The sequence below is a fragment of the Streptomyces harbinensis genome (assembly GCF_900116145.1).
Taxonomy (GTDB): domain Bacteria; phylum Actinomycetota; class Actinomycetes; order Streptomycetales; family Streptomycetaceae; genus Streptomyces; species Streptomyces carpaticus.
This window is the reverse complement of the sequence record NZ_FPAB01000004.1, coordinates 16,190-39,899: the sequence shown is the minus strand read 5'-3', so window position 1 is coordinate 39,899 and position 23,710 is coordinate 16,190. Positions and strand designations below refer to the sequence as shown.

Here is a 23,710-nt window from a genome sequence, read left to right as displayed (position 1 = left end):
TGTCTCACAATCCGCTGGTTCTTCCCAAGCGGGGAACCTGTCCTAGACTCAACCATGTGCCTCGTGGTGATGGACGACTCAGCCACGACCTCGACCCCGGTGAAAAGGGCCCGAGGGACGCTTGCGGCGTCTTCGGTGTCTGGGCCCCGGGCGAGGAGGTCGCCAAGCTCTCCTACTACGGTCTGTACGCACTCCAGCATCGCGGACAGGAGTCCGCGGGTATCGCGGTGAGCGACGGATCCAAAATCCTGGTCTTCAAGGACATGGGACTGGTGTCCCAGGTCTTCGACGAGACCTCTCTCAGCTCTCTCCAGGGGCATCTGGCCGTCGGCCACAACCGGTACTCCACCACCGGTGCCTCCACCTGGGAGAACGCCCAGCCGACGTTCCGGGCCACCGGCCACGGCTCGATCGCGCTCGGCCACAACGGGAACCTGGTCAACACGGCCGCCCTGGCCGAGCTGGTCGCGGAACTCCCCACCGACCACGGCCGCCGGCAGCGCGCCGCGGTCACCAACGACACCGATCTCGTCACCGCGCTGCTCGCCGGGCAGCGGGATGCGACCACCGGTGAGCCGCTGACCGTGGAGCAGGCCGCCCCGATCGTGCTGCCGCAGGTCAAGGGCGCCTTCAGCTTCGTCTTCATGGACGAGCACACGCTGTACGCGGCCCGCGACCCGCAGGGCATCCGCCCGCTGGTGCTCGGCCGGCTGGAGCGCGGCTGGGTGGTCGCCTCCGAACAGGCCGCCCTCGACATCGTCGGCGCCTCCGTCATCCGTGAGGTCGAGCCGGGCGAGCTGATCGCCATCGACGAGAACGGTCTGCGCTCCTCCCGATTCGCGGACGCGAAGCCCGCGGGCTGCGTCTTCGAGTATGTGTACCTGGCCCGCCCGGACGCCGAGATCGCCGGCCGGAACGTCTACGTCTCCCGGGTCGAGATGGGCCGCAGGCTCGCCGCCGAGGCCCCGGTCGACGCCGATCTGGTGATAGCCACCCCCGAGTCCGGCACCCCCGCCGCCATCGGGTACGCGGAGGCCAGCGGCATCCCGTACGGCTCGGGCCTCGTCAAGAACAGCTACGTCGGCCGGACCTTCATCCAGCCCAGCCAGACCATCCGGCAGCTGGGCATCCGGCTCAAGCTCAACCCCCTCAAAGAGGTCATCCGCGGCAAGCGCCTGGTCGTCGTCGACGACTCCATCGTGCGCGGCAACACCCAGCGCGCCCTGGTCCGCATGCTCCGCGAGGCCGGCGCCGCCGAGGTCCACGTCCGGATCAGCTCCCCGCCGATCAAGTGGCCCTGCTACTACGGCATCGACTTCGCCACCCGCGCCGAGCTCATCGCCAACGGCCTGTCCGTCGAGGAGATCGGCACCTCGCTCGGCGCCGACTCCCTGGCGTACATCTCCATAGACGCGATGACCGAGGCCACCACCATCGCGGGCCCCAACCTCTGCCGGGCCTGCTTCGACGGCCAGTACCCCGTCGAACTGCCCGACCCGCAGGTGCTCGGCAAGGACGTCCTGGAGCAGGACGAAGCCCGCCCCACGCTGCCGCTGCTGACCGGCCCCGGCGCCGCCGACGCACTGCGCCGCCCCTAGCGGCGGGCGACCGTACGACCGGACCGCCCCGCCGGCGGCCGGTACGCCCGCGGCCGGTCCCCGTACCCCACTCCCCCCGAAGAGAGACGCGCGATGACCACCCACTCCGAGCAGCCCGGCGCCAGCTACGCCGCCGCCGGTGTCGATATCGAGGCCGGCGACACCGCCGTCGAGCTGATGAAGAAGTGGGTGGCCAAGACCCAGCGCCCCGAGTCCGTGGGCACCCTCGGCGGCTTCAGCGGCCTCTTCGACGCCTCGGCGCTCAAGAACTACCGGCACCCGCTGCTGGCCTCGGCCACCGACGGCGTCGGCACCAAGGTCGCCATCGCCCAGCGCCTGGACATCCACGACACCATCGGCCAGGACCTGGTCGCCATGGTGGTGGACGACCTGGTGGTGTGCGGCGCCGAGCCGCTGTTCATGACCGACTACATCTGCGTCGGCAAGGTCCACCCCGAGCGCGTCGCCGCCATCGTCAAGGGCATCGCCGAGGGCTGCGTCCTGGCCGGCTGCGCGCTGGTCGGCGGCGAGACCGCCGAGCACCCGGGGCTGCTCGGCCCCGAGGAGTACGACGTGGCCGGTGCCGCGACCGGAGTGGTCGAGGCCGGCGAACTGCTGGGCGCCGATCGCATCCGTTCGGGTGACGCGGTGGTGGCGCTGGCCGCCTCCGGCCTTCACTCCAACGGGTACTCGCTGGTGCGCCACGTGCTGCTGCGGCAGCTCGGCTGGGCCCTGGAACGCGACATCCCGGAGCTGGGCCGCACCCTCGGCGAGGAACTGCTGGAGCCCACCCGGATCTACTCGCTGGACTGCCTGGCACTGGCCCGCTCCACCGAGGTGCACGCCTACTCGCACATCACCGGCGGCGGCCTGGCCGGCAACCTCGCCCGGGTGATGCCCGAGGGACTGCACGCCCGCGTGGACCGCTCCACCTGGACCCCGCCGCCCGTGTTCGGCCTGGTCGGCGACGCCGGCAAGGTGGCCCGCCCCGAGCTGGAGCGCACCCTGAACATGGGCGTGGGCATGGTCGCGGTGCTGCCGCAGGACGCGGTGGACGGCGCGCTCGCCCTGCTCGCCGAGCGCGGGGTGCCGGCCTGGGTGGCCGGTGAGGTGACGGAGCGGACAGCGGGCGACGAGGCCGTGACCCTCAGTGGTGACTACGCCGGCTGAGCCCTACGGCATGCGGGAAGCGGACAGCACAGCACCCGGTCCGGCGGTGATACCGGGACCGGGTCGTGTGCTGCCGTCGCTCAGCAGGCTGCTGAGGAACCGCTCAAGTGCTCCGGCGTTTGGAGGCACCGGACGAGCCGGGGGAACCCTGGGACCTGCCGGACCCCTGGTCGTCCTCGTCCTCGTCGTCGCTGTCGTCGCCGTACATCTCCGCGTACCGCGCGTACGGGTCGTTGTCCAGCTCGTCGTCCAGCTCGTCACCGTCCTTGAACTGGTCGCCGTGCTGCGACTCGTTCGACGGCGATGCACCCAGCTCTTCGGCCAGACGTGATAGATCGGTGCCGCCACTGCTGTACTTCAGCTGGCGGGCGACCTTCGTCTGCTTGGCCTTGGCCCGGCCGCGCCCCATTGGCTCGACCCCCTCAACGACGGGGCCCGACGGCCCCGGAGTGTTGACATCCGTTCATAAAGGAGAGCGGGCTCTCGGACGAGGGCCCGATCCATCGGGTTTCAACCGTACCTGCTTCCGCGCGCCTGCGGTACGCCGTCCGCAGGTCCCGGGTCGCCCGAACGATTCCGGTGAAACTCTCCTTGCTGGTCAGCGGCGATTTTACCTTCTTTCGGAGCGCGACTCGCCCTAGGGGTGGTGACATGTCTTACCCACCGGGCGGGCCGCGCCCCCGCGGCCCGGGGCGGGCGGCCGGTCAGCGGGCCGCCGCTGCCGCCATCCTGGCCTCCGCGATCCGGTCGGCGGCCACCGCCGGCGGGACCCCCTCGGCCTCGGCCCGCTCGAAGATCTCCAGGGTGGTGGCGTGGATGCCCTCGGCCTTTGCCTTCGCACGAGCGAACACAAAACCGTGGAGTTCGTCGGCCACCTGGATCACCCCGCCCGAGTTCACCACGTAGTCGGGCGCGTACAGAATGCCGCGGTCCGCGAGGTCCTTCTCGACCCCCGGGTGGTCGAGCTGGTTGTTGGCCGCGCCGCAGACGATGGAGGCGGTCAGCGCCGGCACCGTCCGGTCGTTCAGCGCGCCGCCCAGCGCGCACGGGGCGTAGATGTCCAGACCCTCGGTGCGGATCAGCGCCTCGGTGTCGGCCACTACCCGTACCCCGGGGTGCGCGCCGGTGAGCCGGTCCACCGACTCCTGGCGGACATCGGTGACCACGACCTCGGCACCGGCCTCGATCAGGTGCCCGGCCAGCAGATGGCCCACCTTGCCGACGCCCGCGATGCCCACCGTGCGGCCGGTGAGGTCGTCACTGCCCCAGCGGTGCACGGCCGCCGCCCGCATGCCCTGGAAGACCCCGAAGGCGGTGAGCACCGAGGAGTCCCCGGCGCCGCCCTGCTCGGGGGAGCGCCCCGTCGTCCAGCGGCACTCGCGCGCCACCACGTCCATGTCGGCGACATAGGTGCCCACGTCGCAGGCCGTGACGTACCTGCCGCCGAGCGAGGCCACGAAACGGCCGTAGGCGAGCAGGAGTTCCTCGCTCTTGAGGGTGGCCGGATCGCCGATGATCACGGCCTTCCCGCCGCCGTGCTCCAGGCCGGCCATGGCGTTCTTGTAGCTCATCCCGCGCGCCAGGTTGAGCGCGTCCCGCAGCGCGGCCTCCTCGGGCACGGCCGCGCCGGGGTAGGCGTGGAAGCGGGTGCCGCCGAGCGCGGGGCCCAGGGCGGTGGAGTGGATGGCGATCACGGCCTTGAGGCCGGAGGCACGGTCCTGGCAGAGCACGACCTGCTCATGGCCGCCCTGCTCGGAGCGGAAGAGGATGTCCAGGGCGGAGCCGGAGGGTGCGAAAGGGATGCTGTCGGCGCTGTCGGCGCTGACAGCGGAGGTTACGTCGGTCACGGTGGTGACTCCTGCGCTACGCGGCGGATGCCCTCCAAGTGGTCGGGAGGGCCTGCTGACACGAGCCTAAGCCTGTTGGTCTGCACGGGGTGCCAAGGGTGCGTCACACTGCCACGATCGGGGGGCGGGGTGGCCGGGGAGCCCGGGAGGACCAGTTGGAGGGACCGCACGTGTCGAAGGTGCCGTACGCGGCGTATCTGCGGGTGTACGAACCGCTCGCGGCGTTCGGGGAGCCCGAGCGCTCGCACTGGGCGCGCTACGCCGAGCGACCGGATCCGCCGGGGCCGCAGGAGGAGCTGCGGCGTTCGATCGCCGAGCTGGTGGCGGTGCCGGGCCGGGTGGTGCCGCCGAAGGAGAGTGCCGACGCCTATGTGGCGGTGGTGGACGGGGTGGTGTGCGTGTGCCCCTGGCGGACCAGGCTGCGGTCCTGGGAGGCGCTGGGGGAGGTGGGGCACTGGCTGATGCCGCAGTCGGTGGTGGACGCGGCGCTGCCGCCCGAGGCGCGGGAGCGGGCGGCGGCGGAGTACGGGCGGTGGCGGGAGCGCAATCCGGACGCCCGGCCGTGGATCAGGTCGGCGGTGTGGCACGTTCCGGTGCGCTGGTTCGCGCTGTTCGCCGACGAGGAGCGCGAGTTCGTGCCGGCGGAGGGGGAGCGGCCGGCGCGGCTGCGGTACCGGACGCCGATGGTGCGGGCGCGGCAGCGGGTGGCGCGCGGGCTGAAGACGGTGCGGGAGGCCGCCCGGCGGGCGGTGGCCGAGGCGCCCGCCGAGGCGGGGGCGGGCGGGGAGGAGCCGGCGGGTCCGCTGGTGGCGGCGCTCACCGATGTGGGTCGCTGGCTGGAGGAGTTTCATCCGCGGTCACTGGTCGAACTGGACTACGGGGGATTGATCTATACGATCACTGAGGAACAGCTCGCAGCCGATCGCTCGGCCGCCGAGGTCGCGGCCGGTCTCGCCGCGCTGGCGGAGGGCGATCTGGACCGGGCGGGACGGCTGTACGAGGAGCTGACCGATCGCTGGATGACGGTCCGCGAGCGTCAGTTCGCCAACTGAGGGCGGGCCGTGGCGCCTGGGCCGGGGGACTAAAGGCCCAAGCGTGATGGATGGCACTCTAGGGAAGTCTTGTCAGCAACCCGTCTCCTCGTGCCAAAATAGGACAAGGAGCCCGATCGGGCTTCTTCTATCCGTCGAAGGGCGGATAGATCGGTAATGCACCTCTTGGTGCGCCTGATGCGGACTGATCACGATAGTGACTGATTGTCACGCGGTGATGACTGTCCGCTATGGCATGGTCCATCGGCTTCCGCCGAGGTTGAACACCTGAGAGCGCAATTCCATCGGTTTGGCCGACCCGGCTGGACGGATGGTGTAGTTGTAGTGCCGAGGACAAGCCGTTCGTCCTATAACCGACTCGGCCCGCGTCTGCCATTTCGGGCAACGCGGGCCAAGGTGCAGAATTTAGAGGAAAGAACCGTGATGGTTCGGTTCTCCCGAGGAGGCCGCTCATGACCGCTCGCACCCCTGATGCCGAGCCGCTGCTGACCCCGGCTGAGGTTGCCACGATGTTCCGCGTCGACCCCAAAACGGTGACACGCTGGGCAAAGGCGGGCAAGCTCACGTCCATCCGCACGCTCGGTGGGCACCGCCGCTACCGCGAAGCGGAGGTGCGCGCACTGCTGGCGGGCATTCCGCAGCAGCGCGGCGAGGCCTGAGCCTGCAGCACAACCCAGGCAGCACCCTGCAATACCTGAGCTACACCGCGTAAAACCCCAGCACGACCCAGGTTCCGGGGCCCCCACCCCGGTCTGGTGGCACAGATCGCGTCGGACTCCGCCGGGTCCGGCGCGATCTGCATGTCCGGGACCGGTCGCCGCCGGCCGGCCTCCGGCGCCCTTCCGGCATCTTTCGGGGGATCTTCCGGAAGCCTCTCCGGAGAGTGCAATTGCACATATTAAATAAGCGGGTGTCTCTGCGGGGTCGAACCAGCCCGCTGAGCGATCGTTTGCGGTGACTCCCGTCACAAGGCAAAAGCCTTGCCTCAGGGGCTGTTGATGCGGTAGTGCGAACGGTTCGCCGGGCCGGTGCCGCTCCTCCGGCGCGGGGCCCGTTCTTCCCCTGCCCCTCTCCTTCCCCCCAACTCCCCTTTTTCATCGGGGTAGTTGAAAACGTGACACAAAAAAACCGGACCCCCTGTGGGGGTCCGGTTTCCGATGCGGTCCTGACGGGATTTGAACCCGCGGCCTCCACCTTGACAGGGTGGCGAGCACTCCAAACTGCTCTACAGGACCTCGCATGTCGCGTCGGTGACTCTACCCCACCGACCGGGCGCGGAGCCAATCGGCGGACGAGCCGGGGTGAAAGCCCCCGGCTCAGTGACCCGGCTCAGTGACCCGGGCCCGGCACCAGCGCGTCGATGGCCTTCACGATCCGCTTGTCCGAGATCGGGTACGCGGTGCCCAGCGCGTGCGCGAAGTAGCTCACCCGCAGCTCCTCGATCATCCAGCGGATCTCCCGCGCCTGCCGCGGCACCGGCCGGCCGGCCGGGAACTGCTCCAGCAGCCACGCGTACTCGTCGCGCATCTCCGCCACCTTCGCCATCCGCGCCCGGTCCCGCTCCGCCTGGTGCGGCAGTTGCTGCAACCGCCGGTCCACGGCCGTCAGATAGCGCAGCAGATCCGCCAGCCGCCCCGCCCCGTGCGCCGTCACGAAGCCCGGGCACACCAGCTCGCCCAGCTGCCGCCTGATGTCCGCCACCGAGTCCGCCAGCACCGGCGAGGTGGTCGCCTTCAGCCGCCGCTCGCACGCCTGCCAGGCGATCAGCACCTGCCGCACCTGCCGCACGATCCGCAGCGTCAGATCGACGATGTCGGCCCGCACCGCGTCGAACAGCTTGCTGAACGCCTCCTGGTCCCACACCGGCCCGCCCCGGTCGGCGATCAGCCGGTCCGCCGCCGCCGTCACACAGTCCGCCAGCAGCGCCTGCACACTGCCGTGCGGCGAGGCGGACAGCGCCAGCTTCGCCGCGTTGTCCAGCTTGCCCACCGCGAACTTCGCCGGATCCGAGGGCAGATTGAGCAGCACCAGCCGGCGCACGCCCAGCCACATCGCCGCCCGCTGCTCCTCCTCGGTGTCGAACAGCCGCACCGCGACGCTCGACCCCTCGTCCACCAGCGCCGGATACGCCTGCACCGGCTGCCCGGCCCGCCGGGTCTCGAACCGGCGCGGCAGCGTCCCCACCGTCCAGGAGGTGAGCCCGCCGCGCTGCTCCCAGGCCGCCTCCGTCGTGCCCCGCTCCTGGCCGGCCGCGGACTTCCCCGACGCCTTGAACGCCCGCGAGATGGCCTCCTGGGTCTTCGGCTTGAGCGCCAGCCGCAGCGCCTCCAGATCCTTGTCCTCGGCGAGCTTCCTGCGCCGCTCGTCCACCACCCGGAAGGTGATGCGCAGATGCGCCGGCACCGCCTCGGGGGAGAAGTCCTCCGGGGCCACCCGTACCCCGGTCATCCGCTGGAGCGCCGCCGCCAGCTCCACCCGCAGCGGGCGGGAGGTCGGCCCGGACAGACCGGCCAGGAAGCGGCCGGCGTAGTTCGGGGCCGGGACGCAGTGCCGGCGGATCGCCTTGGGCAGCGACCGGATCAGCTCCGTCACCAACTGCTCGCGCAAGCCCGGGATCTGCCAGTCGAAGCCGTCCGGGCGCACCTGGTTGAGCACCTGGAGCGGGATGTGGACGGTGACGCCGTCCGCGTCCGTGCCCGGCTCGAACTGGTACGTCACCCGGAACGAGAGCCGCTCCTGCCGCCAGCTGTCCGGGTAGTCCGCCTTGGTGACGCCCTCGGCCCGCTCGTTGATGAGCATGGACTTCTCGAAATTGAGCAGATCCGGTTCGTCCCGGCGCTTCTTCTTCCACCAGGAGTCGAAGTGCGCCCCGGAGACGATCTCTTCCGGAAGCCGCTGATCGTAGAAGTCGTAGAGCGTCTCGTCGTCGACCAGGATGTCGCGCCGCCTGGCCCGGTGCTCCAGCTCCTCCACCTCGGCGAGCAGCTTGCGGTTCTCCCGGAAGAACTGGTGCTGGGTGCGCCAGTCGCCCTCCACCAGGGCGTTGCGGATGAACAGATCCCGGCAGGTCTCCGGGTCGATCCGGCCGTAGTTGACCTTGCGCTGGGCGACGATCGGGACGCCGTACAGCGTGACCCGCTCGTACGCCATCACCGCCGCCTGCTTCTGCTCCCAGTGCGGCTCGCTGTAGGTCCGCTTCACCAGGTGCTGGGCGAGCGGCTCGATCCACTCCGGCTCGATCTTCGCGTTCACCCGGGCCCACAGCCGGGAGGTCTCCACCAGCTCCGCCGACATCACCCAGCGCGGGGGCTTGCGGAACAGCGCCGAGCCGGGGAAGATCGCGAACTTCGCGCTGCGGGCGCCGAGGTACTCGTTCTTCTCGGTGTCCTTGAGCCCCAGGTGCGAGAGCAGTCCGGCGAGCAGCGACTGGTGGACGACGGCCGGGGCGGCGGGCTCGTCGGCCGGGGTCACGCCCATCGTTTTGGCGACCGAGCGCAGCTGGGCGTAGATGTCCTGCCACTCGCGTATCCGCAGATAGTTGAGGAACTCGGTGCGGCACAGCCGGCGGAAGGCCGAGGACGACAGCTCCCGCTGCCGTTCGCGCACGTAGTCCCAGAGCGCGACGAGGGCGAGGAAGTCGGACTCCTCGCCCGGGCCCTCCCGGAACCGCCGGTGCTTCTCGTCCGCCGCCTGCTGCTTGTCGGCCGGCCGCTCGCGCGGGTCCTGGATGGACAGCGCGGCGGCGATCACCATCACCTCGCGGGCGCAGCCGTTGCGGCCGGCCTCCAGCACCATCCGGGCCAGCCGGGGGTCCACCGGCAGCTGGGACAGCTTGCGGCCGGTGTCGGTGAGCTCGGCGCCGTGCAGCGCGCCCAGTTCCTCCAGCAACTGCACGCCGGCCTTGACGCTGCGGTGGTCGGGGGCGTCGATGAAGGGGAAGCGGTCCACCTCGCCGAGCCCGGCGGCGTTCATCTGGAGGATGACGGAGGCCAGGTTGGTGCGCAGGATCTCGGCGTCGGTGAACTCCGGCCGGGAGAGGAAGTCCTCCTCCGAGTACAGCCGGATGCAGATGCCGTCGCTGGTCCGCCCGCAGCGGCCCTTGCGCTGGTTGGCGCTGGCCTGCGAGACCGGTTCGATCGGCAGCCGCTGCACCTTGGTGCGGTGGCTGTACCGGGAGATCCGGGCGGTGCCCGGGTCGATGACGTACGTGATGCCGGGGACGGTGAGCGAGGTCTCGGCCACATTGGTGGCCAGGACGACGCGCCGCCCGCTGTGCTGCTGGAAGACGCGCTGCTGTTCGGCGTGCGAGAGCCGGGCGTACAGCGGCAGGATCTCGGTGAACCGCAGCCGGCGTTTCTCCAGGGCGTCGGCCGTGTCGCGGATCTCCCGCTCCCCGGAGAGGAAGACCAGGATGTCGCCGGGCCCCTCCGCCTGGAGCTCGTCGACGGCGGCGCAGATCGCCGAGACCTGGTCGTCGTCCTCCTCCGGCGGCCGGTAGCGGACCTCGACCGGGTACGTACGCCCGGACACCTCGATGACCGGCGCCGGATCGCCGCCGGGGGTGCGGAAGTGGCGGGCGAAGCGCTCGGGGTCGATGGTGGCCGAGGTGATGACGATCTTGAGATCGGGGCGGCGGGGGAGCAGCTGGGCCAGGTAGCCGAGCAGGAAGTCGATGTTGAGGCTGCGCTCGTGGGCCTCGTCGATGATGATCGTGTCGTACTTCAGCAGCTCCCGGTCGTGCTGCACCTCGGCCAGCAGGATGCCGTCCGTCATGAGCTTGACCAGCGTGGAGTCCCCGACCTGGTCGGTGAACCTGACCTTCCAGCCCACCGTCTCGCCCAGCGGCGTCCGCAGCTCGTCGGCGACCCGCTGCGCGACGGTGCGGGCCGCGATCCGGCGCGGCTGGGTGTGCCCGATGAGCCCGCGCACCCCGCGCCCCAGCTCCAGGCAGATCTTCGGGATCTGGGTGGTCTTCCCGGAACCGGTCTCGCCGGCCACGATCACCACCTGGTGATCGCGGATCGCGTCGCGGATCTCGTCCTTCTTCCGGCTGACCGGCAGCTGCTCGGGGTAGCTGATCGCGGGCAGGGCGGCCCGGCGCTGCTCGACCCGCAGCTCGGCCCGGTCCATGGCCTCGGCGATCTCGCCCAGCACGGCCTGCCGGGCCTCGGGCTTGCGGATCCGGCGCGCACCGTCGAGCCGCCGGCCGAGACGGCGCTCGTCGTGCAGCATCAGCTGGGGCAGACGCTCGGCAAGGGCGGCGGGGGAGGGGGGCTGCGTAGACATACGCCCCCAAGGGTCTCACCCGGGACCGGGGAGCGGCGAACCAATATCGCGGAGCTTTGTCCCTTTAGGGTGCGTATGTGAGTCGCTGGCAGGCGTTCAGGCACAGCCCCTACTACCCCGCGGTGGTCGTCTCCCTGCTGGCCGCCTTCGGGGCGGCGCTGTTCGCCGGCTCCTACACCTACGCCCTGGCGAACCCCACCCCGCACCGGATGCCCGTCGCCGTGGCCGGCGAGCCGGAGACGGAACGGGCCCGCGGCTACGTCGCGGCGCTGGAGAAGGAACTGCACACCACGCTGCGGGTGCGCGCCTACCCGGATTATCCACAGGCTGTGGACGCGGTGGAGCGCCAGCAGGTCTTCGCCGTGGTGCGCGAACAGGGCGAGGGCATCACCCTCGCGGTGACCAGCGCCTCCGGCGCCTCGGTCGCGGAACTCCTGAAGACGGCGGGCCCCGCCGCCGGCAAGGCCCTCGGCGTCCCGGTCACCGTCACCGACCTCAAACCCCTGCACTCCGGCGACCCGCGCGGCCTCGCGCTCTTCTACATCACCCTGGCCGCCGTGATCGTCGGCTTCCTCGGCGCCATCCAACTCGGCGTCCACGCCCCCCGGCTCACCCCCGGCGAGCGGATCGCCGCGGTGGCCGCCTACTCCGTCCTCGGCGGCTTCCTGCTGTGCGCCACCGTCGACTGGCTGCTGGGCGCGGTGCCACTGCCGCCGGTCTGCTGGCCGCAGCTGATGCTGACGATGTTCACCGCCGGCATGGTCTTCACCGTCTTCAACACCTTCTTCGGCCGCTGGGCGCTGCTCCCCACCTGGGGCCTGCTGGTCCTCCTCGGCAACCCGGCCTCCGGCGGCCCGGTCTCCTGGCCGCTGCTCCCCTCACCCCTGGGCCTGATCGGCCGCTGGCTGCCCCCGGGCGCCTCCGTGAACGCCCTCCACAACGCCGTGTACTTCGCCGGCCACCAGCACCTCCAGCCGTATCTGGTGCTGCTGCTGTGGGCGGCGGTCTCGGCGGCGATCTTCTGGACCTGGCGCCACCGCCACCCGGGCGGCCGGTGACGGCCGGCCCGGGCACCGGGCCGGCCGTCACCGGGTTCCTAGCCGCGGAGCCGGGCCGGGGGCCGCTGCCAGACGGCGTACAGACCGCCGAGCGCGGACCCCAGCACGGCCACCTCCTGCGGGGTGGCCGAACCGCTCATGATGAGCAGCACCCCGAGGGCGAGCACCGCCACGAAGACGGCGGCGTCGGTATTCCGGTGCGTAGGCTGGACGGGCATGGGTGACCTCCCTGGTCGCCGGTGAACGGAGCGGGGGCGGCCGGTGCTTGGCCGGCGTGGCCGTCCCCGCCTCACCAGTCTGGGCGGTGGGGGAGTGCGGGAACGGGAGAGCGGACGACGTCTTGGTCCGACCGTGGACGCGCGACTAATTATTGGTAAGTCGGACCAAGACGTCATGACGGGGTGGGACATGACCCAGGGCGGAGAACGGGCGGCCCGGCGGGCCGAGGCCGTACGCGCACTGGTACGGGACCGCGGATTACGGGAGATCACCGCCACCGCCGGAGAACTGCACGCCGCGGGACCCGTCCGCCCCGAGACGATCCGGCTGCGCGCCGGCTACCTGGAGAACCGCACGCCCTCGCTGCTCCACCCCGGCTCCGTCCGCCGTCGCCCGCCGGAGCACCTGAGGCCACCGCTCGCCCGGCTCCTCCTCCCGCAGGGTGTGGCCCTGCGCTTCCATCTGATGGCGCTGTTCGCCGCCCAGTGCGGCACCCGGCCAGGACGCGCCTGGCCGGGTGGCGTCCCGCTCGGCCGGAGGGCCGCGCACCCCGGGACGACCTGGCTCGACCTGGTGGCGGTCTCCCCCACGGGAGAAGGACCGATGACGGCCTCCCAGTACACCGCCAACAAACTGCGTCAGTTCCGCTCCGCCCTGACCGTGCTCACCCGCCACGGTCTGACCGAACTCCCCGGCCCGGGCCCGCGCCGCCGCTACGACGGCTTCCGGCTGCTGGCCGAGGACGGCAGGAACCCCGGGGCGGGGGTGGCCGAGTACCGGGTGCCGGAGCGCGCCGAGGACACCCTCGCCGTACCGGTGGAGTTCTTCACCCGGGGCTGGGTGCAGGTGCTGACCCCCAGCGAGACGGCCGCCTATCTGATGTGGCTGCGGCTCGGCGGCGGGTCGGGGTACGTCATCGCGGGGGAGTCGCGCCGCGCCGCCCGGTTCGGGCTCTCGCGCGACGTCCAGGACACCGCGCGGGCGCTGGAGGCGTTCGGCCTGCTCAGCATCCTGAAGCCGGACCGCCGCCGTACGGACGGCACCTGGCACCGCTATGACGCGGCCGAACCGCTGTACGCGGACCGGGTGCATGTTCTGCCGGACGGGCCGCGGGCCTGGGCCCCCGCGGTCGTGGAGAAGGCACTGCGGAAGCGGGCGGCGCTGGGCGCCTGGGCCAAGCCGCTCGATCTCTAACGGGCTGAGCGATCCAACCGGACGGCGGACCACACGAGCAGTGCGCACCCGAAGGCCGCCGCCGCGAAGACCAGCGACGGGAGGAGGCCGTCGTTCCGCGCGCCGGCCACCAGGGCGCCGGCCGCCGCCGGGACGAGCGCGGCCACCGCCGGCCACCGGGACGGCGCCGGGGCCCCCTGCGCGGCGTCCGCGGGCAGCAGCCGGACCGCGAGACGGTGGCAGACGCAGGCCAGCAGCGCCGCCCCCAGGACATCGCTGGGCCGGTGGTGGTAGGTGGCCTGCACGGCGGCGGCGGTCACGGCGAGCCACAGCAGCCCGGCCGCCAGCACCCAGGGCCGTACCCGCGCGGAGACCACCAGGGCCGCGCCGGCCGCCAGAGCGGCGGGGACGGCCGCGTGCCCGCTGGGGAAGCTCGGTTCGAGCAGCATCATGGGCGCGTCCACCAGATCGGGGCGCGGCAGCACCCGCGCGCACACCTCCGCCGTCACCAGTGTGCCGATGACCACCCCGGCCGCCGCGCCCCCGCGCCACCAGCACCGCCGGACCACCGTGACCGCCGCGAGGACGGCCAGGCCCGCGAGCAGGGTGGGCAGCGCGGTGTCCTCCAGCGGCGGCAGCGCCCACGAGCCGTACGCCGCCCCCGACCAGTCGTAGATCCAGGCGGGCCCGGCCCCGTTCTCGTTGATCAGGCCGTTCTCCGCGCGCTGCCCGAACGGGGTGCGGACGGCCGCCAGGTACAGCGCCGCGAACCCCAGCAGGTACAGCGCGCCCGCGCCGGGGCGCCGGCCGCGCGCGGGACGGGCCGGGGACGGGGTGGTCGGGGTGTGGTGCACGGTCATGCGCGTTCTCTCGGTTCTATCCGGGAAGGGCCCGCTCCTGCCGGCGCCGGGCGGCGATCGCCAGGGCCGGGAGCGGCATGATCAGCAGCAGGAGGACGACCAGCCCGGGCAGCGACTGCACGAGCCAGTCCGGGTGGACGACGACCGCCTGGGTCCGCACGAACGCGAACGCCGTCACCGGGATCAGCCACCGGTGGTCGCCGGTGGCGGCTGTAGCCGCCCACGCGGCGAGCAGCGCGGCGACCTCCAGCACGAACTGGCCGCGCTGGAAGAGCGGACCGACGGAGGTGATGTGCAGACTCCCGGCCACCGCCATCGCCAGCACCACGGGCACCAGCCAGCGGGGGGAGTACCGCCGCAGCCGGCCGCCACGGCACAGCGCCAGCACGGCGCACGCGGCGAACAGCGTGCCCGACAGCACCAGATCACCGGCGGTGAGCGGAGCGCCCAGCCCGTAGTAGCCGGGCCCCCGCATCCCCTCCTCGCCGAAGAGCTGCGAACTGCCCAGCGTGGCACCGGCGTACAGCATCGCCCCCACCGCCGGCAGCGCGAGCCACGGCCGGCCGCGCAGCAGGGCGGCCAGCGCGATCAGCGGCAGCAGCCCGTACGGCAGCAGCCGGGTCGCGGTGCCGGGACCCTCGGCCCACGGGTACCAGCCGGCGAAGTCGAAGCCGATGGCGTGTGCGCCCGGGTCGATGCGCAGCGCCCAGTGCCAGACGTCCTGGAGGTAGGGCACGAGCGCCAGCGCGGCCAGCACCAGCCCCGCCATGTGCACGCCGTCCAGCCACCCCGGCCGGGCGGTGTCCTCCACCGCGTCCCGGGCCCGCAACTGCACCCCGGCGCGGGCCAGCGCGGCGACCTCCCGGGGCGGCGGCCAGGACCGGCCGGGGTAGGACTCGGCGAGGCAGGCCAGGAGTTCGTCCCCGTGCCGGGACCGGTAGGCGGCGGGGTGGGCGGCGAGCAGGAGACGGTTCATGCCCAGGCCACAGTGGTGCCGTCCGCCCGCCCGATGACGACGGCCGCCGCCTGCTGCATCCGCAGCGCCTCCCGGCCCAGCGCCGTGCCGCCCTCCTCGGTGAGCCGGTAGTAGCGCCGGGCCCGCCCGTCCACGATCTCCTCGTGACCGGCCGCCACCAGACCGGCCCGCTCCAGCCGCTCCAGCGCCCCGTAGAGCGTCCCGACGGCGAGCCGGAGCCGGCCGCCGGTGGCCTGCTCGGCGGCCTTGATGATGCCGTACCCGTGCAACGGCCCGTCCTGGAGCGCGGCGAGGATGAAGTACTGCGGCTCCGACATGGGCGGCTTCTGTCGCGTCATGGCGCGAGGATATATCGGCACCCGAAGTATGGACGCCGGCGGGGTACCTCACAGGGCGCCTGAACACGCGAAAAAGGCCCTGGCGGCATAAGCCGCTGGGCCTTTTCACTACAGAAGGAAGGTGGCTGGGGCCGGGGTCGAACCGGCGACCTTCCGCTTTTCAGGCGGACGCTCGTACCAACTGAGCTACCCAGCCGAAGCGGTCCTGACGGGATTTGAACCCGCGGCCTCCACCTTGACAGGGTGGCGAGCACTCCAAACTGCTCTACAGGACCTGGTGTCTGCGACCGGCTTTCCCCGATGTCGCTCGAGAAGCGTATCACGGTGCGGAGGGCCTGCTGAGCGGGGTTTTCAGCAGGCCGCAGACCCGTTCCACCGCGAACGCGTACCCCTGGACGCCGCAGCCCACGATCACCCCGGCGGACGCGGCGGCCGAGACGTAACTGTGGTGCCGGAACGCCTCCCTGCGGTGGATGTTGGACAGGTGCACCTCGGCGATCGGCAGCCCGTCGCACGCGCTGAGCGCGTCCAGCAGGCCGACCGAGGTGTGGGAGTACGCGGCCGGGTTGATCACGATGCCCGCGTGGTGCTCTCGCGCCTCCTGGATCCAGTCGATCAGCTGCCCCTCGTGGTTGCTCTGCCGGGCGTCGATCGTGACGCCGTGCGGGGCGGCGGTCCGTTCGCACAGCCGGACCACGTCCGCGAGGGTGTCCGTGCCGTAGATCTCCGGCTCGCGCCGGCCCAGCAGATTGAGGTTGGGGCCGTTGAGCACCATCAGGGGCTTGGAGGTCACCGGGCATCACTTCCTGGTCGGAAAAGCCAAAGAGCCACCCACAGACGGAACGCTGCGGATGGCTTCGGGTGGTGCCCCCAACGGGATTCGAACCCGTGCTACCGCCTTGAAAGGGCGGCGTCCTGGGCCACTAGACGATGAGGGCCACTGTCACACCACCACGTTTTCCCAGTGAGGCGTGAACGCCAGAAGCATAGGTGATGCCGCAACGGATCACCAACACGGTGCGCTCAGCCCCAGCCCAGTTCGTGCAGCCGTTCCTCCTCGATACCGAAGTGGTGGGCGATCTCGTGGACCACCGTCACCGTCACCTCGTGCACCACGTCCTGCGCCGTCTCGCAGTACCGCAGGGTCGGACCCATGTAGATCAGGATGCGGTCCGGCAGCACCCCCGCGTACCACTCGCCGCGTTCGGTGAGCGGCGTTCCCTCGTACAGGCCCAGGAGTTCGGGGTCCGAGGGGTCGGGTTCGTCCTCGACGAAGACGGCGACGTTGTCCATCAGACGGGCCAGCTCGGGCGGGACCTGATCCAGCGCCTCGCTCACCAGTTCCTCGAATGACTCGCGTGTCATCTTCAGCACACCCCCATTGTCCGTGACCCGGGGGCCGGGATGGCAGTTGGGCAGGTCGCCCGTCGTTCCCGCACCCGAGGAGCACCGCCGTGCGTCCGTCCGTCCCCGCCGTCCTCGTCCCGCTCATCGCGCTGACGCTCACCGGCTGTCTGAGCGTGGACCCCGACACCGAGGCGCCCGGTGCCGGTCCGACCGAGGCCGGGAACGCCTCGCCGCTGGTGGAGGAGGCGGCCGAGGAGGTACGGGAGGAGCCGGTACCGGACGGGGACGGGCCACCGGGGTCCGGTGGCGGCAGCGGGGACGATCCCGCCGGGGCGGGCGAGGAGAAGCCGGCCGAGGACGGCAAGGGGGCGCGGGACCGTCCGGCGGCCCCGGCGCCGGACCGGGCACCGGAGGCGCCCGGGGCCCCCGAGGCGCCGCCCGCCGGGCGGCCGGACCCGGCCACCACCCCCAGCAGCGCCGCGCCGCCGCCCGCCGATCCGGAGCCGAGCCCGCCGCCGGCCCCGCCCGCCCCGCCGCCGGCGCCCGAGCCCACCGGCCAGGAGCCCTCGCCGCCGGAGACCGAGCCGGAGCCGGAGCCGGGCACCGGCCCGGGGAGCGGCCCCGAGCCGGACGGGGAGGGGTGAGCGCCGTTTGCGTTCGCGCCGGTGCGGTGCGTATGCTTGTAGATCGTTTGATCCCACTTGCCCGGCGCCCGATCACAGCGCGCCGTGTGGCGCGTTCCTCGTCAAGCCGTGGCTGACCGCAAAGACAGGCGGTCGTGAGCACCTACGGAGCTAAGGCGCGTGCCGACCAAGACTCCGGAAGGGTCTCATTTCGCATGTCCGTAACAACCGCCGACGCCATCCTGCCCCTGGATGAGCCGACGACCACCTTCGCCGACCTCGGGCTGCCGCAGCCGGTCGTGCGCAAGCTCGCCGAGAACGGCGTGACCACCCCGTTCCCCATCCAGGCCGCGACCATCCCGGACGCGCTGGCCGGGCACGACATCCTCGGCCGGGGCCGCACCGGCTCCGGCAAGACCCTCAGCTTCGGTCTGCCGACGCTGGCCCGGCTGGCCGGCGGCCGTACCGAGAAGAAGAAGCCCCGCGCGGTCATCCTCACCCCGACCCGTGAGCTGGCCATGCAGGTCTCCGACGCCCTGGAGCCGTACGGCCACGAGCTGAACCTGCGGTTCAAGGTCGTGTGCGGCGGCACCTCCATGGGCAACCAGATCTACGCGCTGGAGCGCGGCGTCGACATCCTGGTCGCCACCCCGGGCCGGCTGCGCGACCTGATCGCGCGCGGCTCCTGCTCGCTGGAGGACGTCGAGGTCGCCGTCCTGGACGAGGCCGACCAGATGGCCGATCTCGGCTTCCTGCCCGAGGTCACCGAACTGCTCGACCTGGTGCCCCCGGGCGGCCAGCGGATGCTGTTCTCCGCCACCCTGGAGAACGAGATCGACACCCTCGTCAAGCGCTACCTGGTCGACCCGGTCAGCCACGAGGTGGACGCGGCGCAGGGCGCGGTGACCACCATGAGCCACCACGTGCTGGTCGTGAAGCCCCGCGACAAGGCCCCTCTGACGGCGGCGATCGCGGCGCGCGAGGGGCGCACGATCGTCTTCGTGCGCACCCAGCTGGGCGCCGACCGGGTCGCCGAGCAGCTGCGCGAGTCCGGGGTGCGCGCGGACGCGCTGCACGGCGGCATGACGCAGGGCGCCCGTACCCGCACCCTGGAGGACTTCAAGGGCGGGAAGATCAAGGTGCTGGTGGCCACCGACGTGGCCGCCCGCGGCATCCACGTGGACGGCATCGACCTGGTGCTCAACGTGGACCCGGCCGGGGACCACAAGGACTATCTGCACCGTTCCGGGCGGACCGCGCGGGCCGGCCAGTCCGGCACCGTGGTCTCGCTGGCGCTGCCGCACCAGCGGCGGACGATCTTCCGGCTGATGGAGGACGCGGGCGTCGACGCCTCGCGGCACGTCATCGGCCGGGGCGACCTGTTCGACGACGAGGTGGCCGAGATCATCGGCGCCCGGTCGCTGACCGAGGTGCAGGCGGAGGCCGCCATGGGCGCCGCGCTGCACGCCGACCGCGAGGTCGGCCGGCTGACCCGGGAGCTGGAGCGGGCCCAGGAGCGGGCCGGCGAGCTGCGCTCGGAGGCGGAGAAGCTGACCGGGCGCGCGGCGCGCGAGCGCGGCGAGGACCCGGCCGAGGCGATCGCGGCGGCTGCCGCCGCCCAGGCGGCGGCGGAGGCCGAGCGCGAGGCGAAGCGGGAGGCGCGGCGCGCGGAGCGGGCGGCGAAGGCGGCCGAGGAGGAGCGGGAGCGCGCCGAGCGCGGCGACCGCCGGGACGACCGGCGCCCGTACCAGCGCGACCACCGGGACCGGCGGGACGACCGCGGCGGCTTCCGGCGGGACGACCGGGACCGCAGGGACGACCGCCGTGACGACCGCCGGGGCGGTTTCCGCCGCGACGACCGGGACCACCGGGACCGGCGGGACGACCGCGGCGGCTTCCGGCGCGATGACCGGCGCCCGTACCAGGGCCGCCGTGACGACCGGCGGGACGACCGCGGCGGGTTCCGCCGTGACGACCGGCGGGACGACCGGCGCGGCAGCGGCGGCGGGTACCGCGACGACAGCAAGCCCCGCTGGAAGCGCGGCAGCTGACACCGAACGGCCCCGTGGGGCCCGGCTCACCGTGAGCCGGGCCCCACGGGCCTTCCCGGGCGGCGGCCCGGCACGGCGTTCGCCGGCGCCCGACGCCGACGCAGGCCCTCCGATCCGCCACCGCACCACCGCCGGCCGGGACGGTGCGACTATGCTGCTCCTGCGGGCCGTTAGCTCAATTGGCAGAGCAGAGGACTTTTAATCCTTTGGTTGTGGGTTCGAGTCCCACACGGCCTACCACCGATCCACCCCGGTTGATCGACTCGCCGCCCGCCGCCGGGCGCGGCAGATTGGGTGTGTGTACCCCACACCACGGCAGCCGGCGCGCGGGCTGCGGTACGTACGGCTCGTCCCCGCCGCACTGATCTTCACCGGGCTGGCGCTCAGCGTGGTGACGCCGCCGCATCTCACCTTCACGCCGCTGTTCGTGGCGCCGCCGGTGCTGGCCGCGCCGGTGATGACCCTGCGCGGCACGGTGTACACCGGGCTGGCGGCGCTGCTGGCGTCCGCGCTGCTGGTCTTCACCGGGCGCACCGTGCTCACCGGGCAGGAGATCATCACCTTTCTGACGGTGCTGACCGCCACCGGCCTGGCGCTGCTGATCAACCGCATCGTCGCCCAGCGCGACCAGTGGGTGGCGTCCGCGCGTGGGGTGGCCGAGATCGTCCAGCGGGCCGTGGTGCCCAAGCCGCCGAACCGGGCCGGGTCGCTGCTGGTGGCCGCCCGGTACCGGGCGGCGCAGCGCGACACCTTGATCGGCGGCGATCTGTACGCGGTGCGCGACACTCCGTACGGGGTGCGGCTGCTGGTGGGCGATGTGCGCGGCAAGGGGCTCGGGGCGACCGAGATGGTGTCGGTGATCCTGGGGACGTTCCGGGAGGCCGCCGAGTACGAGGAGGAACTGGGGACGCTGTGCACCCGGCTCCAGGCGGCCGTGGAGCGGGAGAAGCGCACCCGGGGGGCGATCGATCCGCAGGAGGAGTTCGCCACGGCCGTGGTGGTGGAGGTGCCGCGGGCGCCGCCGCACGAGCTGCGGCTGATCAACCTCGGTCACCCGCCGCCGCTGCTGCTGCCCGGGGACGCCCCGGCGCGCTATCTGGAGGTGTCGGACCCGCAGTTGCCGCTGGGGCTGATGGAACTGTCCGGCTGGACGGGCTGCCCGCAGACCTTCCCGTTCCCGCCCGGCGCGCAGTTGCTGCTGTACACGGACGGGGTGAGCGAGGCGCGGGACGGGCGCGGGGTCTTCTTCGACCCGGCGCTGGCGCTGGACGAGGAGGAGTTCGGCAACCCGCAGGAACTGCTCGACCGGCTGGTCTCCGACGTGCTGCGGTACACCGGCGGACGGCTGAACGACGACATGGCCCTGCTCGCCGTGTCCCGGGCGACCGCCGGTAACCCGGGTGCGACAAACCGTTGATGTGGCGCACATCACTCGTACAATCGGGTGACGGTTTGTCGGCGTGTCCGGGGGAAGGGCGGGGAATGCGGCGATGGCGACCACGATCGGGCGGATCCGGGTACGGGAAGCCGGTGCCGGTGGGGGCGGCACCGGCCTGCTGTCCTCCTGGCTGACGGCGGACCCCGAGCTGGAGGGGCTGACCGTCCGCCGGGAGGCCGCGACCGGGCCGCCGGCCGGAACGCGATGGGGATCGGCGAGGACCTGGTCATCGACCTGACCACCGGTCTGGCGGTCGCCGCGCTGGAGGCGGCGTTCCTCCAACTGCTGCGCTCGGTGTACAACCAGCTGCGCAACCGCCGCCGGGCCGGGGTGACGGTGACCGTGGAGGTGGGCGGCGACTGCACGCTGACGCTGGAGTCGGAGCGGCAGTACACCCGGGGCGAGCTGACCGAGATGGCGCGGAGGGCGGCAGCCGCGATCGACCCCGAGTGACGCGGCGGTGATCCATCAACCGCGCGCCCGCCGGTCGCGGGTGGTGCTGATCGGGGTGTCCGAGTACGACCGGGGCACCGGCTTTCCGTCGCTGCCCTCGGTCCTGGCGAACATCGAGCAGTTGTACGACGTGCTGGTGGACGACGCGTACGGCCGGTTCACCCCCGAGGTGGTGCGGACGGTGCGCTCACCGGACCGCGATCCCGACGACTGGCATCCGGAACTGCACACCGCCAACGAGGTCGGCAACACCGTGCTCTCCCAGGCCGTCCGGCTGCCGCGCACCTCCCGCGCCCGGCGGCTGGCGCGGACGGTGCGGGCGCGGCGGGACCGGCTGTGGGCCCGGGCCAGGGCCCGCCCGGTACGCGCCGCCGGTGCGCTGGGCGGGCAGAGCCTGGCGGTGCCGGCCGGCAGCGCGCGGGCGGCGGACGCGGAGCGGCTGATTCGCTTTCTGACGGCGGAGCCCGGCAGCCAGCGCCGGCTGCTGGAGGCGGGGTTCGCGCCGGCGCTGCGCGAGGCGTACGGGGCGGCGGAGCCGGATTGCGCGGCGGCGCCGCGGGTGGTGCGGCGTACGGAGGCGCAGCGGGTGCCGGAGGGGGCGGTGCGCGGGCTGCCGCCGGGGTACCCGGAGTTCCTGTGGTGCGCGCTCCAGGAGGCGCGGGCGCGGCCGGCGAGTCCGTACTATCCGGCGTTCTCGCGGGAGTTGCGCCAGGAGGTGGCCCAACTGCTCGCGGGCGGCGGGTCGCTGGAGGGGACGGCGGAGCGGCTGCACCAGTCGCTGGCGCTCGCCCTGGAGGGGCGGCTGCCACCGTGAGTGACCGGGGGGCGGCGCTGAATAACAACTGACACACCGTCAGAAAACTTCGCCATGTAACGGACAGAAAATTATGCCCTCATGTGCACCGCACTGCCCCTTTTTGCCGGGGAGAAGAGGCGCAGTCTTTTCCCGGATCCACTTGGAATTACGGCGGCGCGTCTATTAACGTTCGATAACGCAGCGCGGTCGTCTCCGCCGTCGCCACGACGGCGGTCGTGCTGCACCGCCTAATCCTCGGCACGCGACCAGCGCGCCGCGGAACCGGGGAACCACCACTTGGGGTGCATCGGACGGCCCGGCCGCCCGTAGGAGACCTTCCTGCTCCGAACCCGTCAGCTAACCCGGTCGGCGAGGGAAGGAAAGGAGTACGCCTCCGTGGCGTCGAACCGGTATGGGTCCCACCCCGCCTACTACGGCCCGCAGGCCACCGATGACGAGCCCCGTACCGAGTGGAACCCCAGCGCCGACACGCTGCGCCCCGTACGCGGCCGGCACCGGGTCACCCGGCAGCGCGGCGGCACCATCGCCCGCAGCAGGGCGGTGCTCGGCGTCGGCGTGATCGCCGCCGTCGGCGCGGGCGGCATGGCCACCGCCCAGGAGGGCGGCGCCGGTTCCGTCCCCGGCCTGGACTCGGTGCGTTCCATCCCCGACCAGATCCCGGTGCTCAACAGCCTCATCTCCTCCGGCGACAGTGGCGACACCGCCGGCCAGGCCGAGCAGACCGTCACCGCGGCCCCGTTCAGCGAAGCCCAGGACGCCGGCGAGGCGCTGCGGGCCCGCATCCTCCAGCAGGCCGAGGAGCAGGACACCACCGCCCAGGCCGCCGAGATCGAGCAGGCCCTCGTCGCCGCCCAGCAGGACGCGATCACCGCCGCCGCCGAACTCGCCGAGGAGGAGCGCCTCGCCGAGGAACAGCGGCAGCGCGAGGCCGAGGAGGAACGGCAGCGCCAGGAGGAGGAGCGCCGGCTCGCGGAACTCCGCGCCAGCTTCACCCTCCCGCTGACCAGCTACACCATCTCCTCCGGCTTCGGCGCCAGCGGCACCATGTGGTCCTCCACCCACACCGGCACCGACTTCGCCGCACCCACCGGCACCCCGGTCAAGAACATCCACACCGGCACCGTCAAGGAAGCGGCCTGGGCCGGCTCGTACGGGTACCGCATCATCGTCGAGCTGGAGGACGGCACCGAGCTGTGGTACTGCCACCTCTCCTCGATGAACGTCACCGCCGGCCAGTCCGTCGACACCGGCGACACCATCGGCCGGGTCGGCTCCACCGGCAACTCCTCCGGGCCGCACCTGCACCTGGAGGTCCGCCCCGGCGGTGACCCGATCGACCCGCTGACCTGGCTGCGCGGCAAGGGCCTTTCGGTCTGAGACCATCCCCCCACCGCCGACGGCCCT

22 protein-coding genes, 5 tRNA genes and 1 riboswitch are annotated in these 23,710 nt (G+C 72.3%); of the genes, 14 read left to right on the top strand and 13 right to left on the bottom strand.

What is annotated here, in order from left to right; genetic code table 11:
• Nucleotides 1–56: 56 nt before the first annotated feature.
• Nucleotides 57–1,598 carry an amidophosphoribosyltransferase gene (gene purF / locus BM385_RS11540; protein WP_093842992.1) on the top strand — a complete coding sequence of 514 codons (1,542 nt, stop codon included), beginning with the start codon at nucleotides 57–59 and terminating at the stop codon, nucleotides 1,596–1,598.
• A 93-nt stretch (nucleotides 1,599–1,691) separates the two neighbouring features.
• On the top strand, nucleotides 1,692–2,768 hold the full coding sequence (gene purM, locus BM385_RS11535; RefSeq protein ID WP_019431934.1) for a phosphoribosylformylglycinamidine cyclo-ligase: 1,077 nt from the start codon (nucleotides 1,692–1,694) through the stop codon (nucleotides 2,766–2,768).
• A gap of 103 nt (nucleotides 2,769–2,871) precedes the next feature.
• Here the strand turns inward: purM and BM385_RS11530 are convergent, their stop codons facing one another.
• Both BM385_RS11530 and BM385_RS11525 read right to left on the bottom strand, forming a co-directional pair.
• A complete protein-coding gene (locus BM385_RS11530) occupies nucleotides 2,872–3,177 on the bottom strand; it encodes a DUF3073 domain-containing protein (protein ID WP_019431933.1) in 306 nt (101 codons plus the stop codon).
• 295 nt (nucleotides 3,178–3,472) lie between these two features.
• Nucleotides 3,473–4,615: a Leu/Phe/Val dehydrogenase gene (locus BM385_RS11525; RefSeq protein ID WP_019431932.1), complete on the bottom strand. Its 1,143-nt coding sequence runs from the start codon at nucleotides 4,613–4,615 to the stop codon at nucleotides 3,473–3,475.
• A 170-nt stretch (nucleotides 4,616–4,785) separates the two neighbouring features.
• Between BM385_RS11525 and BM385_RS11520 the strand changes: the two genes are divergently transcribed.
• Nucleotides 4,786–5,667, top strand: coding sequence for a DUF8083 family protein (locus tag BM385_RS11520; RefSeq protein ID WP_019431931.1), 882 nt, complete (start codon nucleotides 4,786–4,788; stop codon nucleotides 5,665–5,667).
• A gap of 452 nt (nucleotides 5,668–6,119) precedes the next feature.
• Nucleotides 6,120–6,326, top strand: coding sequence for a developmental transcriptional regulator BldC (gene bldC, locus BM385_RS11515; protein WP_019431930.1), 207 nt, complete (start codon nucleotides 6,120–6,122; stop codon nucleotides 6,324–6,326).
• Nucleotides 6,327–6,827: 501 nt separating this feature from the next.
• Here bldC and BM385_RS11510 read toward each other — a convergent pair.
• Together BM385_RS11510 and hrpA are read right to left on the bottom strand one after the other, a co-directional pair.
• Nucleotides 6,828–6,902: transfer RNA gene (locus BM385_RS11510), tRNA-Asp, on the bottom strand.
• Nucleotides 6,903–6,996: 94 nt separating this feature from the next.
• On the bottom strand, nucleotides 6,997–10,953 hold the full coding sequence (gene hrpA, locus BM385_RS11505) for an ATP-dependent RNA helicase HrpA (RefSeq protein ID WP_093842991.1): 3,957 nt from the start codon (nucleotides 10,951–10,953) through the stop codon (nucleotides 6,997–6,999).
• 77 nt (nucleotides 10,954–11,030) lie between these two features.
• Between hrpA and BM385_RS11500 the strand changes: the two genes are divergently transcribed.
• On the top strand, nucleotides 11,031–12,011 hold the full coding sequence (locus BM385_RS11500) for an ABC-2 transporter permease (protein ID WP_093842990.1): 981 nt from the start codon (nucleotides 11,031–11,033) through the stop codon (nucleotides 12,009–12,011).
• A 38-nt stretch (nucleotides 12,012–12,049) separates the two neighbouring features.
• Here the strand turns inward: BM385_RS11500 and BM385_RS11495 are convergent, their stop codons facing one another.
• A complete protein-coding gene (locus tag BM385_RS11495; RefSeq protein WP_019431927.1) occupies nucleotides 12,050–12,229 on the bottom strand; it encodes a hypothetical protein in 180 nt (59 codons plus the stop codon).
• 190 nt (nucleotides 12,230–12,419) lie between these two features.
• On the opposite strand from BM385_RS11495, the gene BM385_RS11490 reads away from it, so the two are divergent.
• Nucleotides 12,420–13,424, top strand: a complete 1,005-nt coding sequence (locus BM385_RS11490; RefSeq protein WP_093842989.1) for a hypothetical protein — start codon at nucleotides 12,420–12,422, stop codon at nucleotides 13,422–13,424.
• Here BM385_RS11490 and BM385_RS11485 read toward each other — a convergent pair.
• From BM385_RS11485 to BM385_RS11450, 8 genes are all read right to left on the bottom strand, one after another.
• Nucleotides 13,421–14,263, bottom strand: coding sequence for a phosphatase PAP2 family protein (locus tag BM385_RS11485; RefSeq protein ID WP_093842988.1), 843 nt, complete (start codon nucleotides 14,261–14,263; stop codon nucleotides 13,421–13,423). The two genes, BM385_RS11490 and BM385_RS11485, sit on opposite strands and share 4 nt — an antisense overlap.
• 16 nt (nucleotides 14,264–14,279) lie before the next feature.
• Nucleotides 14,280–15,239: a hypothetical protein gene (locus BM385_RS11480; protein ID WP_093842987.1), complete on the bottom strand. Its 960-nt coding sequence runs from the start codon at nucleotides 15,237–15,239 to the stop codon at nucleotides 14,280–14,282.
• Nucleotides 15,236–15,577, bottom strand: coding sequence for a PadR family transcriptional regulator (locus BM385_RS11475; protein ID WP_093842986.1), 342 nt, complete (start codon nucleotides 15,575–15,577; stop codon nucleotides 15,236–15,238). Before BM385_RS11475 ends, BM385_RS11480 begins: the two co-directional genes overlap by 4 nt.
• A gap of 122 nt (nucleotides 15,578–15,699) precedes the next feature.
• Nucleotides 15,700–15,773, bottom strand: a tRNA-Phe gene (locus BM385_RS11470).
• Nucleotides 15,774–15,777: 4 nt separating this feature from the next.
• A tRNA-Asp gene (locus BM385_RS11465) sits at nucleotides 15,778–15,852 on the bottom strand.
• A 44-nt stretch (nucleotides 15,853–15,896) separates the two neighbouring features.
• Nucleotides 15,897–16,352 carry a type II 3-dehydroquinate dehydratase gene (gene aroQ / locus BM385_RS11460; RefSeq protein WP_037755297.1) on the bottom strand — a complete coding sequence of 152 codons (456 nt, stop codon included), beginning with the start codon at nucleotides 16,350–16,352 and terminating at the stop codon, nucleotides 15,897–15,899.
• A gap of 87 nt (nucleotides 16,353–16,439) precedes the next feature.
• Nucleotides 16,440–16,515: transfer RNA gene (locus BM385_RS11455), tRNA-Glu, on the bottom strand.
• 85 nt (nucleotides 16,516–16,600) lie between these two features.
• The gene (locus BM385_RS11450; RefSeq protein WP_019431902.1) at nucleotides 16,601–16,951 is read right to left on the bottom strand and encodes a metallopeptidase family protein; all 351 of its coding nucleotides are present in this window, start codon (nucleotides 16,949–16,951) and stop codon (nucleotides 16,601–16,603) included.
• Nucleotides 16,952–17,031: 80 nt separating this feature from the next.
• On the opposite strand from BM385_RS11450, the gene BM385_RS11445 reads away from it, so the two are divergent.
• The 8 genes from BM385_RS11445 (at nucleotide 17,032) to BM385_RS11415 (ending at nucleotide 23,683) form a co-directional block, all read left to right on the top strand.
• On the top strand, nucleotides 17,032–17,568 hold the full coding sequence (locus BM385_RS11445) for a hypothetical protein (RefSeq protein WP_093842985.1): 537 nt from the start codon (nucleotides 17,032–17,034) through the stop codon (nucleotides 17,566–17,568).
• 194 nt (nucleotides 17,569–17,762) lie between these two features.
• On the top strand, nucleotides 17,763–19,598 hold the full coding sequence (locus BM385_RS11440) for a DEAD/DEAH box helicase (protein ID WP_019431900.1): 1,836 nt from the start codon (nucleotides 17,763–17,765) through the stop codon (nucleotides 19,596–19,598).
• A gap of 164 nt (nucleotides 19,599–19,762) precedes the next feature.
• Nucleotides 19,763–19,838 (top strand) — tRNA-Lys (locus tag BM385_RS11435).
• Nucleotides 19,839–19,896: 58 nt separating this feature from the next.
• Nucleotides 19,897–21,015: a PP2C family protein-serine/threonine phosphatase gene (locus BM385_RS11430; protein ID WP_093842984.1), complete on the top strand. Its 1,119-nt coding sequence runs from the start codon at nucleotides 19,897–19,899 to the stop codon at nucleotides 21,013–21,015.
• 73 nt (nucleotides 21,016–21,088) lie between these two features.
• On the top strand, nucleotides 21,089–21,274 hold the full coding sequence (locus BM385_RS26740) for a hypothetical protein (protein WP_139275167.1): 186 nt from the start codon (nucleotides 21,089–21,091) through the stop codon (nucleotides 21,272–21,274).
• The gene (locus tag BM385_RS11425; protein WP_093842983.1) at nucleotides 21,241–21,489 is read left to right on the top strand and encodes a hypothetical protein; all 249 of its coding nucleotides are present in this window, start codon (nucleotides 21,241–21,243) and stop codon (nucleotides 21,487–21,489) included. The genes BM385_RS26740 and BM385_RS11425 overlap by 34 nt, the downstream gene beginning before the upstream one ends.
• 7 nt (nucleotides 21,490–21,496) lie before the next feature.
• A complete protein-coding gene (locus BM385_RS11420) occupies nucleotides 21,497–22,303 on the top strand; it encodes a type 2 periplasmic-binding domain-containing protein (protein WP_093842982.1) in 807 nt (268 codons plus the stop codon).
• 217 nt (nucleotides 22,304–22,520) lie between these two features.
• Nucleotides 22,521–22,674: riboswitch (cyclic di-AMP (ydaO/yuaA leader) on the top strand.
• Between the two features lie 7 nt (nucleotides 22,675–22,681).
• Nucleotides 22,682–23,683 carry a M23 family metallopeptidase gene (locus BM385_RS11415; RefSeq protein WP_019431896.1) on the top strand — a complete coding sequence of 334 codons (1,002 nt, stop codon included), beginning with the start codon at nucleotides 22,682–22,684 and terminating at the stop codon, nucleotides 23,681–23,683.
• Nucleotides 23,684–23,710: the final 27 nt, after the last annotated feature.